Genomic DNA, 12,919 nt, shown 5'->3' with positions numbered 1-12,919 from the left:
GGGGGAGGTGGCCACGGGGTGCCGGCGGCCAGGCTGTGCCCATGACCAGCATCGACGTCCAAGACCTGACCAAGGAGTACGGCACCCGGCGCGCCGTGGACCACCTGACCTTCAGCGTCCTCCCGGGCCGCGTCACCGGATTCCTCGGCCCCAACGGCGCCGGAAAGTCCACCACCATGCGGCTCGTGCTGGGCCTGGACCGGCCCACCTCCGGCACCGCCACCGTCGGGGGCCGCGCGTACGCCACCCTCGACGAACCGCTGCGGAAGGTGGGCGCCCTCCTCGACGCGGGCGCCGCGCACGGCTCGCGGACCGCCCGGAACCACCTGAGGGCGCTCGCCGCCACCAACCGCATCCCCGAACGCCGGGTCGGCGAGGTGCTGGAGGAGACCGGGCTCGCCCCGGTGGCCCGCCGCCGGGTCAAGACGTACTCCCTGGGCATGCGTCAGCGTCTGGGCATCGCGGCCGCCCTCCTCGGCGACCCGCCCGTGGTGCTCCTCGACGAACCGTCGAACGGGCTGGACCCCGAGGGGATCATCTGGATCCGGGAGCTGCTGCGCCGTCTGGCCCGGGAAGGGCGCACCGTCCTCGTCTCCAGCCACCTCATGAACGAGACCGCCTCCTTCGCCGACCAGCTCGTCGTCCTCGGCCGCGGCAGGCTCCTGGCCGACACGCCCATGCGCGAGTTCATCGACGCACGCGTGCAGCCCCGCGTCCGGGTCCGCAGCACGGACAGCCGCGCGCTGGGAGGCCTGCTCGCGGAACACGGCATCGAGGCCGTCGAGGGCGAGGAGGGCCGCTGGACCGCCTTGGACGCACAACTGGAGGAGATCGGCCGTCTCACCTCGGCCGCAGGCCTCACCGTTCTCGAACTCGCGGCGGAGGAAGGCACGTTGGAGCAGGCCTATCTGGACCTGACCGCCACCGAGACCGAGTTCGCCGCCGCCCCCGCCCAGCCTCAGGAGGCCTGACCATGTCCTTCGCACCCGCACTCCGCGCGGAACTGATCAAGATCCGGACCCTGCGTTCGCTCCTGTGGGGCCTGCTCGCCGTCCTCGCGGCCACGGTGGCGTTCTCGGCGCTCGCCGGGCTCGACGACTCCGACGCCCCGGACTTCGACCCGCTCTTCTCGGCGTTCTTCGGTGTCAGTTTCGGTCAGATCGCGGCCATCACCTTCGGGGCCCAGGCGGTCTCGGCCGAGTACCAGGGCGGCGCGCTGCGCGTCTCGCTGGCGGCGGTTCCCGACCGGGGACGCTGGTTCCTGGCCAAGACGGTGGCGATCGGCGTCCCGGCCCTGGGTGTCGGCCTGGTCACCGGCGTGGTCGGCCTGGCCGTGGGGACGTCCGTGCTCGGCTCCCGGGCGGACGCCCTGACCTGGGCGGAGGAACTCCGGGGAGTGGTGGGCTGCGCGGTCTACCTGATGCTCATGGCTCTCTTCGCGGCGGGCCTGGCGGCCGTCCTGCGCAGCGGGGTCGCCACGCTGAGCATCCTGATCCCGTTCCTGCTGATCGTGTCCTTCGTCGTCGGGAACGCGTCCGGGAGCGTGGCGGACTTCCTGCCGGACAAGGCCGGGCAGACGGTCCTGCACCAGACGTGGAACGGTTCCCTGGGACCCTGGAGCGGGCTCGCCGTGACCGCGCTGTGGACCGCCGCGGCGCTGGCCGCGGGCGCGTGGTGCGTCCGGCGCAGGGACGCGTGAGCGCGCCGGCTCCCCGCCGCCGCACCCCTGGCCGGGGACGGTGAACCGCGGTTCGGGCCACCGGTCCCGGTCACGGTGACGGACCCGCCGTGGCCTACCGGGGCCGGGTGGCCGCCGCCCGCAGCCGGCCGAACTCCTCGGCCATCGTCGCGGTCGTCCAGTGCGCGTTGAGCCCGCTGGGGTTGGGCAGGACCCACACCCGGCTCGACCCGATCGTCCGCTCCTGGGGACCGATGAGGGCCTTGCGGTCGTCGAAGGCCGCCCGGTACGCGGTCACCCCCACCACGGCCAGCCACCCGGGGCGGAGCCGTTCCACCTTCTCGGCCAGCAGCCGCCCGCCCTCGCGGTACTCCTCGGCGCTCAGCTCGTCGGCCCGGGCGGTCGCCCGGGCCACCACGTTGGTGATGCCGAGCCCGTAGGAGAGCAGCTCGTCCTGCTCGGAGGGCCGCAGGAGCCGGGGGGTGAACCCGGAAAGGTGCAGCACGGGCCAGAACCGGTTGCCGGGCCGGGCGAAGTGATGGCCGGTGGCCGCCGTCATCAGACCCGGATTGATGCCGCAGAAGAGCACCGAGAGGCCGTCCGCGACGACATCCGGCACGAGCCGGTCGCGGGCGGCCTCCAGGTCCGCTCGGGTGAGCCGGGTCAGAGGATCGCCCCGGGTGTGTAGCCCGCGGCCTCCGGGTGCTGCTTCACGATCTCCTCGACCCGGCCGACGACGACGGCCACCTGGCCGGCCGCGGCCCCCGTGAAGGACAGCTTGTCGGCCATCAGCTCGTCGAGCTGCGCGCGGTCCAGCGGGATCCGCTCGTCCGCGGCGAGCTTGTCGAGCAGCTCGTTGCGCTCGGCGCCCTGCTCGCGCATGGCGAGGGCGGAGGCGACGGCGTTCTCCTTGATCGCCTCGTGGGCGACCTCGCGGCCGACACCGGCGCGCACCGCGCCCATCAGGACCTTGGTCGTCGCGAGGAACGGCAGGTAGCGGTCCAGCTCACGGGCCACGACGGCCGGGAAGGCGCCGAACTCGTCGAGGACGGTCAGGAAGGTCTCCAGCAGACCGTCGAGGGCGAAGAACGCGTCCGGCAGCGCGACGCGGCGCACCACCGAACAGGACACGTCGCCCTCGTTCCACTGGTCGCCGGCCAGCTCGCCGGTCATCGACGCGTAGCCGCGCAGGATGACCATCAGGCCGTTGACGCGCTCGCAGGAGCGGGTGTTCATCTTGTGCGGCATCGCGGAGGAGCCGACCTGGCCGGGCTTGAAGCCCTCGGTGACCAGCTCGTGCCCGGCCATGAGCCGGATCGTCTTGGCCGTCGAGGACGGGGCGGCCGCCAGCTGCACCAGCGCGGTCACGACGTCGTAGTCCAGGGAACGGGGGTAGACCTGGCCGACGGAGGTGAAGGCCTGCGAGAAGCCGAGGTGCCCGGCGATCCGCTGCTCCAGGTCCGCGAGCTTGGCCGCGTCGCCGCCCAGCAGGTCGAGCATGTCCTGGGCCGTGCCGACCGGGCCCTTGATGCCGCGCAGCGGGTAGCGGCCGAGCAGTTCCTCCAGGCGGCCGTACGCGACGAGCATCTCGTCCGCGGCGGTCGCAAAGCGCTTGCCCAGGGTGGTGGCCTGCGCGGCCACGTTGTGCGAGCGGCCGGCCATGACCAGCTCGGCGTACTCACCCGCGAGCTTGGCCAGCCGGGCGAGGACCGCCACCGTACGGTCGCGCATCAGCTCCAGCGAGAGGCGGATCTGCAGCTGCTCGACGTTCTCGGTGAGGTCGCGGGACGTCATGCCCTTGTGCACGTGCTCGTGGCCGGCGAGGTCGTTGAACTCCTCGATCCGCGCCTTCACGTCGTGCCGGGTGACCTTCTCGCGTTCGGCGATGGAGGCGAGGTCGACCTGGTCGAGGACGCGCTCGTAATCGGCGATCGCGGCGTCCGGCACCTCGATCCCGAGGTCCTTCTGGGCCCGCAGCACGGCCAGCCAGAGCTGACGCTCCAGCTTGACCTTCTGCTCGGGGGACCAGAGCGTGGCGAGCTCGGTGGAGGCGTAGCGTCCGGCGAGAACGTTGGGGATACGGGGCTTTGCAGGCGCGGCAGTCACGTGTACGGAGCATACCGGCTGTTCGGCGCGGGTTCTGTTGTGTCCGCGGCGCCCCGCGGGCGCGGGTCGGGGCGGAGCGGCACCCCCCGGCGGACCGGGGTGTGCGTGAGAGGTGCGGGGACGGGACGGAGGTGCCGCGCTCGGGCGCGCACCAGGGACCGCGTCGTCGCTCCTGCCGTCCGCCGGTGGTCCCGGCGGAAAGACGCTCGACTCCTTTGAACGGAGGGGAGCCGTTCGCCGTATAGATGGACGGATGTCTTGATGGAACGTTTTCGCAGGGTCGTACTCAGGAACCGGAACGCGGGGGGCGGCTTCCGTACCCCGCTTGGGCGTGCGGATCGGGGTGGGACTGCTCGCTGCCGACAACAGCGCGCAGGCCCCCGTACGTCTTCGAGGTGAACCGGTCGTGGGCGAAGGTGAGCTCTGCCGCGATCAGCTGGTTGCGCTCGTCGTTGACTTCCTCGATCTCCTGCATGAGCTCGGAGTTCTTGGCGCGCAGTGCCGCGTTCGCGTCGCGCGCCTCGTCGAGGGCTCTGGCGTGACTGCCGAGTCTGATGGCTGTGATGGTGGCCCTGCGGGCCATGGCTTTCTCTCGTCGGGACAGGTCCAGCTCGCGTTTTTGGATGTCCAGCTCGAGGCGTTGTCGATGCTCCGCCAGGACGCCGAGGTCGTGTCGTGTGCGGGCATCGACCTGGTTCACCGTGTGACGGAGCAGGGACGCAAGTGCCCCTGCCACGCCCATGGTTAACAGGCCGATCCCGACTGTCGCCAACTCCCATGCATGGTGCCAGACGCCCACGCCCACGAACGTCCAGCCGGCTGCGCAGCTGGCGGCGGACGCGGTTGCCAGTCTGTACGCCACGTTTCGTTACCCCCTTGCAGTGGCCCCCCGGCTGTCGTCGGCGTCGAGATCCTTCTGGAGCTCGATAGCTTGGACGATGTTCCCGCTGAGCATTGTGCGGATTCTGAGATCAGTGATTCCCCATGCGTCCATTGCCTCCTCCGGGGTGAGTGTTACTGAGGCTACCCTCCGTGCCGGGGGCTGAGGCCCGTGTTCCGGCGGAAGCATGCCGCTGTTCACCAACATCTCTCGCTGGTCGAGGCCGAGTACTGACGCCCAGGTGGTCAGTTGCGAGGGAAGGGGGAGGGTCTTTCCTTCCAGTGTTCTGCTGATCGTCGTCAGGCTCACTCCAATCGAGGTGGCCAGTTGGGCCCGGCCACCTGCTCGTGGACGGACGTCGTACCCGGCCGCCGTCGCGGCGTCCGTGAGGTACTCGCCCACCCTCCTTGCGAGAGCTTGTCGCTCACCGCGGGACTCGTGGGGGGACTCTTCCATGCTCCGCATGTTTCGGAGAGTAGCGCGCGTGTATGCAACTTGCACGCGACTTGCATGCGTGCATCTTCGCAGGTCAATAGGCATTTGGGCGTCATGCCAGGCCACGGGGGACGGCTCGCACTCCAGTTCCCGGCAAAAAGTCTCGCCGTCATCCGGGCGAAGCAACTTGCGCACGTGTACGCAAGTTGCATATGTTGCATGACTGTGAGTTAGTCGCACGTATGCAAGTCCCTTTGAGGGGACCCTATTTGCACCGCCTCGGCATCGGCTCGTCCAGGCTCCGGAGCTGCGAGGCATCAGCGGGGGGACGCCTCGAAACCTTCGGACACGACGACCCGGTCATCCGGCGCCCGAGCCCGGCCATGGTCGGAGCGGACCGTCGCAGCACCTGCCCACCACAGTTCATCCACTCATGAACGGAGTAGGCCTTGATCGCCGAGGCTAACGCCGCCACACCGCGGTTCGACACCAGAGAACAGGCCCTTGTCACCCGTGCGCTCGCGGGTGACCGGGACGCCTTCGGGGAGCTCTACGCCCTGCACCACCCCGCGGTACTGGCTTACGTACAGCGCCGTGTACGCAATCGGCAGGTCGCCGAGGACATCACCGGCGAGACCTTTCTCAACGCCTGGATGAAACGCGGGACTTTCACCTATCGCGGCATCGGCTTCGTCGGGTGGCTGATCACCATCGCCCGGAACAAGGTCATCGACCATTGCAAGAGCGCGCAGCGCCGTGAGTTCGTCGTCGAGGACATGCTCGGCTTCGACGAGGACCTCACGGTCAGTACCGAGGACACCGTGTTGATCAGTCTTGACGAGGAGTTGTTGCGCCGGGCCCTGGAGCAGTTGCGGCCGCCGCAGCGCGAAGTCCTCACGCGCCGTTTCCTGATGGAGTTCTCGGTGCTGGAGACCGCGCGTCAGATGTCACGGTCCGAAGGCGCCGTGAAGACCCTGCAGTTCAGGGCTCTGGCCAAGCTGCGCAGCGAGTACCTGGGGGTGGCGGCATGACCACCGTGCCCGGGATCCGTTCGGCCGTCGAAGCCGATCTCGCCGAACAACTCAGCACGTTCGCCCGGGAGTTCGTCGCCGATCTGGAGGCGCAGGGGCGTCTGGTGGAGGCGGGCGGGGCCGGTGTCCTCGAACGGCTGCGGACACAGGTCGAGACCTGGCAGAACTGCCCGGAGGCCTACCACGCCGCCGTCGACACGATCGTCGAGGACTGCGGTTACCCGAGCGAGGTCGCGATGCGGATCGCCACCGCGCTGAACCGCAAGGGGCTGATCCCCGGCGACGACGCCGAGCCGCGCCACGACCGGGCACCCGCGTCCGTGCCCGACCGCGAGGAGCCGGGCCCCGGGGCCGAGGACTCCGGGCCGCGGCACGACCGTGCTCCCGTGCCGGACCACGAGGGTCCCGTCCGTGGTGGCGAGGGTCCGGTGCCCCGGCGCGATCACGGTCCCGCGTCCGTGCCGGCCCTCGACGTCCTGGAGCCCGGGCCGCGGCACGACCGTGCTTCCGCGCCCTCGCCGCTCGTGCCGACCGCGCGCGGCGCGATCGTCCTGCACCTCGCCGACCGCGGTGCCGGACGGGTCGTGGCGGAGCACGGGGCGGCGCCGGTGCCGAAGCGCGTCGACGGCCAGGTCCCGCGGGTGCGGCCGGCCGCGGCGCGGTCGCGCGCGGTCGGATGGGGCAGCGCCTCCGCCCGCGCGGTCTCCGTCGCAGCGGGCCTGCAGGCCGACCACCTCGCACGCCTGGAGGCCATGCAGATCACGGCGGACGGCGAGCGGGTGACGGTGGCCATCAAGGCCACCTCCCTGGCCGACTGGGAGTACTGGCTCGACGCGATCGGGGCTCCCCGCAACGTCCGGACCAGGACGGCGGGGCACGCCCAGGTGGCCGCGGGAACCCTCGACGGAGTCGCCGTCCACCTCACCGCGCACGGTGTCCCCGAACTCCTCCAGGAGGCGAACGACACGGCCGTCGATCCCTTCTACCTCTGGGGGCGGATCTACGACCTCGGGATGGGGCAGGTCGACCGGACCGACCGCATCTGGCTGTCCCTCGGCCGGCGGCAGGACGAGCGCGGGATGCCCCTGCTGGTCCTGCGCGGCATGGACGGCCCCCCTTATCCGCTCTCTTCGATCATCATGGCCCACGGCCCGCTGACGCCCACCCCCCTGCCTTCCGGCGGAATGGCCGGGGACAGTGCGTGATCGTCACCGGGGCGCCGCTTCGACTGGCCGTTTCTCACTCGTGGTGCCCAGCGCCTCTGCATGAGGTGAACCGGGGCGACGCGTCCACGAACGCTCACTTTCCGTCTACTGCACTTGGCGCAGAGCGATACCTGCCGGTAGTAGGTGTGGTCACTCGGTATGGCTGGTTTCCCACCCTGTCGACGGCCCGTCGCAGGGGTGTCGATGGGGCACATCGGCCCTGATCGGTCCACCCGTGGCGTGTCGGTGTCAAAAGGTACGCACGGGTCTTTGCCCCGGCCACGCCCGTGGACAGATGCCGACAAGTTCCTCGAGCGGTGCTCAGGGGCGTACTTCTCAGGCCCCCGCATGAGTGCTTGGATGCTTGTTCCGGCCGGAACTCCCGGCTGGCCTGTTACTTGCCATCCTCTCCGGGGTGGCGAGACGGCTCCTCTCCATGCTCCGCAAAGCTGGGGGGGCCGTCGGCGGGGCCCGGCGTACGCGCCGGGCCCGGCCGCAGTTCCGGGGCGCGTGGGAGAGAGCGGGAACGGCGCTCCCGCGCTGTCGAGCGCCCCCCGTGCGCCCTGTGGCGGGCACGGGGTGAACCGGTAGCGTCCTCTGCATGCGGAGCATGGGCCGCCGTGTCACTCGAGAGAGCGGCACGGCGGAAGCCGCCCGCACGGATCACGGACTCAGCCGCCGTGGCCGCCCGTGACAGGACCGCCGTGGACGGGCCCCTCGTAGGGCAGCAGCTCCGGCCGCTTCGCCGGCCGTCCGTCGCCGGACGAGCGCCCCGTCAGCCGCCGCCCGATCCATGGCAGCAGGTGCTGCCGGGCGAAACGCGCGTCGGCGGTGCGGCGCGACACCCAGCCGGGAGGCGGGGTGGGCGCCGACGGGACGTGCCAGTCCGGGTCCTCGGCCTCGTACCCGAGGGTCTGCCACACGGCCTCCGCGACCCGGCGGTGCCCTTCGGCGGTCAGGTGCAGCCGGTCGACGTCCCACGCGCGGGGGTCGGCGAGCGAGGGAGCCCCGTAGAGGTCGACCACCAGGGCGCCGTGCCGCTCGGCGAGGTCGTCGACGACGGTGAAGAGCTCCTCCATGCGGGGCCGGAAGCGTTCGAGGACCGGGCCGTTGCGGCCGGGGCTGCGCATCAGGACGAGCCGTTCGCAGGCCGGGGCCAGCCGTTCCACGGCCTCCTCCAGGAGACCGCGGACGCGCCCCATGTCGACCTTGGGCCGCAGGGTGTCGTTGAGGCCGCCCACCAGCGTGATCACATCGGGCCGCATGGCGGCGGCCACGTCCACCTGCTCGTCGACGATCTGCCCGATCAGCTTGCCGCGCACCGCGAGGTTGGCGTAGCGGAAACCGGGCGTGCGGGCCGCCATCCGGCCCGCGAGGAGGTCGGCCCATCCCCGGTACGAACCGTCGGGCAACAGGTCCGACATGCCCTCGGTGAAGGAGTCGCCGACCGCGACAAGGCTGGTGTATGAGGCATTCATCTGCATGGCGAGAAAGATGGTAACCCGAACACATACCCATCGGTCGGTCGTACGGTCCCACCTGCGGCGGGGGCCGGGGTGCCCTTCTGCCCCGGCCCCCCAAAGCCCTACGCCGGCTGCCCGAACAGCTCTCTCAGGACGTCCTCCATCGTCACCAGCCCCGTGAGCCGTCCGTCGCTGCCCATGGCCGCCGCGAGGTGGGTACGGCTGCGGCGCATCGCGGTCAGGACGTCGTCCAGGGGAGTGCTCTCCCGGACGCGGGCGATCTGCCGCATGTCCTCGACGCGGAACGGCACCTCGCGCGGAGCCGCGTCCAGCGCGTCCTTGACGTGCAGATAGCCGACGATCCGGCGTCCCTCGTCGACGACCGGGAAGCGGGAGAACCCCGACTCGGCCGACAGCCGCTCCAGTTCCTCCGGAGTGACGCCCACGCGCGCGTAGACGACGCGTTCCACCGGGAGCACGACGTCGTGCACGGGCCGGCGGCCCAGCTCCAGGGCGTCGCGCAGCCGCTCCTGGGCGCGGTGGTCGATGAGCCCCGCCGCACTGGAGTCCTTGACCAGGCGGGAGAGCTCGTCGTCCGAGAAGGTCGCCGCGACCTCGTCCTTCGCCTCGACCCGCAGCAGCTTCAGCAGCCCGTTGGCGAAGGCGTTGACCGCGAAGATCACCGGGCGCAGCGCGCGGGAGAGCGCGACCAGCGGCGGTCCGAGCACCAGCGCCGTCCGCACCGGCTCCGCGAGGGCCACGTTCTTCGGCACCATCTCGCCGAGCAGCATGTGCAGATACGTCGCCAGGGTGAGCGCGATGACGAAGGAGACCGCGTGGCCCGCGCCCGAGGGAACGCCCACCGCGTGGAACACCGGCTCCAGCAGGTGCGCGATGGCGGGTTCGGCGACGATGCCGAGCACCAGAGTGCACAACGTGATGCCGAGCTGCGCGGTCGCGAGCAGCACCGAGACGTGTTCGAGGCCCCAGAGCACGCTCCGCGCCCGCCGGTCGCCCCGCTCGGCATGGGGTTCGATCTGGCTGCGGCGCACCGAGATCAGCCCGAACTCGGCGCCGACGAAGAAGCCGTTCACGACGAGGGTCGCGAACCCGATCAGCAGTTGTACGACGGTCATCGCGTGCTCTCCTCGGCGTCGTGCGGGGCGTGCAGCAGCACCCGTGCGGCCCGCCGTCCCGAGGCGTCCACGACGTCGAGCCGCCAGTCGTCGGCCTCGACGGTGTCCCCCTCGGCGGGGATGCGGCCGAGCTCGGCCGCGATGAAACCGGCCAGGGTCTCGTACGGCCCGTCGGGCACCCGGAGTCCCACCCGGGCGAGCTGGTCGGTACGGGCGGACCCGTCGGCCGAGTACAGCGCCCGGCCCTCCTCGTCCGTGCCGACGGGGGCGAGGTCGGGCGTCTCGTGCGGGTCGTGCTCGTCGCGTACCTCGCCGACGACCTCCTCGACGATGTCCTCCAGGGTGGCGACACCGGCCGTACCGCCGTACTCGTCGATGACCACGGCCATCGTGCGCTTGCCGGCCAGCCGGTCCAGGAGCCTGTCGACGGTCAGCGACTCCGGTACGAACAGCGGCTCGCGCATGATCTGCGAGACGGGGGTCTGCGTCCGGCTCGTGGCGTGCACGGTCAGCACGTCCCTGATGTGCGCGACCCCGACGACCTCGTCGAGGCTCTCGTGGTAGACCGGGAACCTGGACAGGCCGGTCGCCCGGGTCGCGTTCGCCACGTCCTCGCAGGTGGCCTGGACGTCCAGCGCGATGACCTGGACGCGCGGTGTCATCACGTTCTCCGCGGTCAGGTCGGCGAGGTTCAGGGTGCGCACGAACAGCTCGGCGGTGTCCGCCTCCAGCGCGCCCTCCTTGGCGGAGTGCCGGGCGAGCGCCACCAGCTCCTGGGGTCCGCGGGCGGAGGCCAGCTCCTCGGCGGGTTCGAGACCGAAGCGGCGTACGACGTGGTTCGCGCTGTTGTTGAGGTGGGCGATGAAGGGGCGGAACGCGGCGCTGAACCAGCGCTGCGGCGTCGCCACCCGCTTGGCCACGGCCAGGGGCGAGGAGATCGCCCAGTTCTTGGGCACCAGCTCGCCGACGACCATCAGGAAGACCGTCGAGAGCGCCGTGCCGATGACCAGGGCCACCGAGTCCGACGCGGAGGGCGGGACGCCCAGCGACTCCAGGGGGCCCGCGATGAGCTTGGCGATCGACGGCTCGGAGAGCATGCCGACCACAAGGTTCGTCACGGTGATGCCGAGCTGGGCGCCGGACAGCTGGAAGGTGAGGTTCCGTACGGCCTTGAGGGCTCCGGAGGCGCCCCGCTCGCCGCGCTCCACGGCACGTTCCAGCTCACTGCGTTCGACCGTGGTCAGCGAGAACTCGGCCGCCACGAAGCCGCCGCAGGCCAGCGACAGCAGAACTGCGACCAGCAGGAGGAGCACTTCGGTCATCGGGTCACCTCCGTCCCATGGTCGGCCAGGGACACGGGGATCGCGCGATGTCCGCGGACGCCGTGGGAATCACGGCCGCGGGTACTGGGAGGCTCGCCCATGGGCGGACGCTCACACCTTTCGTCGGAGGAACGATGGTCCAACAAGGGTAAAGGATCGGCAAAGTGGATTCCTCGGTGGCCGTCGGCGGACGCGGCCTCCTCGTCCGCCGCCGACGCCGGGGGGCTAGTCGGTGAGCGGCTTCACCCAGCGCCGCCAGTGCTCCTCCGGCGTGTACCCCGCGGCCCGCCAGGCATGGTGGGCGGTTTCGTTCCGCTCCAGCACCATGGCGTCCCCGCGCCGCCCCCCGAGCCGTACGAAACGTTCCTCCGCCGCGGCCAGCAGCGCCGAGCCGACGCCGAGGCGCCGTCGGTCCGGACGGACCGCCAGCCGGTACAGATGGCAGCGCCAGCCGTCGAAGCCGGCGATCACCGTGCCCACCAGCTCCCCGGCGTGCTCCGCGAGCAGCAGGGCTCCGGGGTCCCGGGCGACGAGTCCTTCCACGCCACCGCGGTCGTCACTGATGCTGGTGCCCTCGGCGGCCGTCTTCCAGAAGGCGAGCACGGCGTCGAGGTCCTCGGGCCGGGCGGCCCGTACGCGCAAGTCGGTCATGATCCGATCCCACCACGCGGGCCGGGGGCCGGAACGGCATTTCCGCCATGCGGACGGCCCTGCGGACAGCCCTGCGGACGGTCATCGGCCGCGCAGTTCGCGGACCACGGGGGCGAAGGCCTCCAGATTCGGCTCCAGCACCGTCAGATACGAGAACCCGTAGCGCTCGCGCAGGTCCCGGACCTGATCGACGATCTGTTCCACGGAGCCGATCAGGACGACGGGCAGTTCCAGCACCTCGCGCTCGGTCAGGTGCGGAAGCCGGGGCAGCCATGGCCTGGCGGCGGCGCCGCGGTCGTCGGTGACGGTGACGATCTGGATCAGCAGATTGAGCTCGGCGGGTTCCTCGCGGGCGGCGGACGCCTTCCGGTGGAGCGTGACGCGTTCGTCGAGCTCGGTGGCCGTGAGCGGCTCCAGCGTGCCGCTCCCTTTGGTGCGCGCGCCCGTGAACGCCGTGATGTCCGCGTGTTCCGCGGCGATGCGCAGCATCCGGTCGCCGTTGGCCCCGATCAGCAGGGGCACCCGCGGCGGCCCGCCGTCGCCCGGCCCGGGAGTCTTCCCGCCCGGCCACGGAGTGCCGTGGCGGAGCGGGCCGTCCGGGCCGAGGAGGTGCTTCAACTCCTCGACCGTGCGCAGGAGACGGTCGACGCGCTCGCGCGGGGCGCCCCAGGGCAGGCCCGCCGTTTCGTGCTCGGCCGCCACGTATCCGGTGCCGAGGCCGAGTTCGAGACGGCCGCCCGTCAGGGCGTCCGTGGTGGCCACCTCACGGGCGAGCAGAGTGGGGTTCCAGAAGCCCGTGTTGAGCACGAACGTGCCGAGCCGGGGCCGCTCGGTCGCCGCCGCGGCGGCGACCAGCGAGGGGAAGGGGGCGGGCATGCCCAGATGGTCCGCCACGGTGATCACGTCGTAGCCGAGTTCCTCGGCGCGGCGGCACCTGGCGGTCCACTCGGCGGCGGTCGCCGGGACGATCAGGCTGACACCGAAACGGAACGGGCGCGCCATCGGCTTTCCC

At 71.3% G+C, this 12,919-nt stretch carries 13 protein-coding genes; 4 read left to right on the top strand and 9 right to left on the bottom strand.

Translation table 11 applies throughout. The features are described 5' to 3' along the window. The first annotated feature begins 41 nt into the window (after nucleotides 1-41). Entirely contained in the window at nucleotides 42-971 is a 930-nt protein-coding gene (locus tag ACICHK_RS07700) for an ATP-binding cassette domain-containing protein (protein WP_406836330.1), read from the top strand. 2 nt (nucleotides 972-973) lie between these two features. Beyond that, a complete protein-coding gene (locus tag ACICHK_RS07695; RefSeq protein ID WP_406836329.1) occupies nucleotides 974-1,699 on the top strand; it encodes an ABC transporter permease subunit in 726 nt (241 codons plus the stop codon). Between the two features lie 94 nt (nucleotides 1,700-1,793). Here ACICHK_RS07695 and mug read toward each other — a convergent pair whose 3' ends face one another. The 4 genes from mug to ACICHK_RS07675 form a co-directional block, all read right to left on the bottom strand. Then, nucleotides 1,794-2,297 (bottom strand): G/U mismatch-specific DNA glycosylase, encoded by a 504-nt coding sequence (gene mug, locus ACICHK_RS07690; protein ID WP_225860606.1) that lies wholly within the window; start codon nucleotides 2,295-2,297, stop codon nucleotides 1,794-1,796. A 44-nt stretch (nucleotides 2,298-2,341) separates the two neighbouring features. Then, nucleotides 2,342-3,784, bottom strand: coding sequence for an adenylosuccinate lyase (purB, locus tag ACICHK_RS07685; protein ID WP_406836328.1), 1,443 nt, complete (start codon nucleotides 3,782-3,784; stop codon nucleotides 2,342-2,344). Between the two features lie 286 nt (nucleotides 3,785-4,070). Beyond that, entirely contained in the window at nucleotides 4,071-4,520 is a 450-nt protein-coding gene (locus tag ACICHK_RS07680; RefSeq protein WP_406836327.1) for a hypothetical protein, read from the bottom strand. Nucleotides 4,521-4,652: 132 nt separating this feature from the next. Continuing rightward, nucleotides 4,653-5,120 carry a transcriptional regulator gene (locus ACICHK_RS07675; RefSeq protein ID WP_225860605.1) on the bottom strand — a complete coding sequence of 156 codons (468 nt, stop codon included), beginning with the start codon at nucleotides 5,118-5,120 and terminating at the stop codon, nucleotides 4,653-4,655. Nucleotides 5,121-5,548: 428 nt separating this feature from the next. On the opposite strand from ACICHK_RS07675, the gene ACICHK_RS07670 reads away from it, so the two are divergent. Next, nucleotides 5,549-6,130, top strand: a complete 582-nt coding sequence (locus ACICHK_RS07670; RefSeq protein WP_192582472.1) for an RNA polymerase sigma factor — start codon at nucleotides 5,549-5,551, stop codon at nucleotides 6,128-6,130. Then, nucleotides 6,127-7,335, top strand: a complete 1,209-nt coding sequence (locus ACICHK_RS07665) for a BN159_2729 family protein (protein WP_406836326.1) — start codon at nucleotides 6,127-6,129, stop codon at nucleotides 7,333-7,335. The genes ACICHK_RS07670 and ACICHK_RS07665 overlap by 4 nt, the downstream gene beginning before the upstream one ends. Before the next feature lie 671 nt (nucleotides 7,336-8,006). Here the strand turns inward: ACICHK_RS07665 and ACICHK_RS07660 are convergent. From ACICHK_RS07660 to ACICHK_RS07640, 5 genes are all read right to left on the bottom strand, one after another. Further along, the gene (locus ACICHK_RS07660) at nucleotides 8,007-8,819 is read right to left on the bottom strand and encodes an SGNH/GDSL hydrolase family protein (RefSeq protein ID WP_406836325.1); all 813 of its coding nucleotides are present in this window, start codon (nucleotides 8,817-8,819) and stop codon (nucleotides 8,007-8,009) included. A 101-nt stretch (nucleotides 8,820-8,920) separates the two neighbouring features. Next, nucleotides 8,921-9,934, bottom strand: a complete 1,014-nt coding sequence (locus ACICHK_RS07655; RefSeq protein ID WP_406836324.1) for a hemolysin family protein — start codon at nucleotides 9,932-9,934, stop codon at nucleotides 8,921-8,923. Further along, entirely contained in the window at nucleotides 9,931-11,256 is a 1,326-nt protein-coding gene (locus ACICHK_RS07650) for a hemolysin family protein (protein ID WP_151470547.1), read from the bottom strand. Before ACICHK_RS07650 ends, ACICHK_RS07655 begins: the two co-directional genes overlap by 4 nt. Before the next feature lie 225 nt (nucleotides 11,257-11,481). After that, nucleotides 11,482-11,907, bottom strand: a complete 426-nt coding sequence (locus ACICHK_RS07645; RefSeq protein ID WP_406836323.1) for a GNAT family N-acetyltransferase — start codon at nucleotides 11,905-11,907, stop codon at nucleotides 11,482-11,484. An 81-nt stretch (nucleotides 11,908-11,988) separates the two neighbouring features. Next, nucleotides 11,989-12,909 (bottom strand): LLM class F420-dependent oxidoreductase, encoded by a 921-nt coding sequence (locus tag ACICHK_RS07640; RefSeq protein WP_406836322.1) that lies wholly within the window; start codon nucleotides 12,907-12,909, stop codon nucleotides 11,989-11,991. Between the last annotated feature and the right edge of the window lie 10 nt (nucleotides 12,910-12,919).

It is taken from the genome of Streptomyces sp. AHU1, assembly GCF_045343905.1.
In the GTDB taxonomy this organism is placed as follows: Bacteria; Actinomycetota; Actinomycetes; order Streptomycetales; family Streptomycetaceae; genus Streptomyces; species Streptomyces triticiradicis.
This window is presented reverse-complemented; position numbering and strand designations above follow the sequence as displayed.

What these genes read in the sequence shown, in the direction of transcription:
- ACICHK_RS07700 (WP_406836330.1), top strand. Translation starts at nt 42, where the DNA reads ATGACCAGCATCGACGTCCAAGACCTGACCAAGGAGTACGGCACCCGG.
- ACICHK_RS07695 (WP_406836329.1), top strand. Translation starts at nt 974, where the DNA reads ATGTCCTTCGCACCCGCACTCCGCGCGGAACTGATCAAGATCCGGACC.
- ACICHK_RS07675 (WP_225860605.1), bottom strand. Translation starts at nt 5,120, where the DNA reads ATGGAAGAGTCCCCCCACGAGTCCCGCGGTGAGCGACAAGCTCTCGCA.
- ACICHK_RS07665 (WP_406836326.1), top strand. Translation starts at nt 6,127, where the DNA reads ATGACCACCGTGCCCGGGATCCGTTCGGCCGTCGAAGCCGATCTCGCC.
- ACICHK_RS07660 (WP_406836325.1), bottom strand. Translation starts at nt 8,819, where the DNA reads ATGCAGATGAATGCCTCATACACCAGCCTTGTCGCGGTCGGCGACTCC.
- ACICHK_RS07655 (WP_406836324.1), bottom strand. Translation starts at nt 9,934, where the DNA reads ATGACCGTCGTACAACTGCTGATCGGGTTCGCGACCCTCGTCGTGAAC.
- ACICHK_RS07650 (WP_151470547.1), bottom strand. Translation starts at nt 11,256, where the DNA reads ATGACCGAAGTGCTCCTCCTGCTGGTCGCAGTTCTGCTGTCGCTGGCC.
- ACICHK_RS07645 (WP_406836323.1), bottom strand. Translation starts at nt 11,907, where the DNA reads ATGACCGACTTGCGCGTACGGGCCGCCCGGCCCGAGGACCTCGACGCC.
- ACICHK_RS07640 (WP_406836322.1), bottom strand. Translation starts at nt 12,909, where the DNA reads ATGGCGCGCCCGTTCCGTTTCGGTGTCAGCCTGATCGTCCCGGCGACC.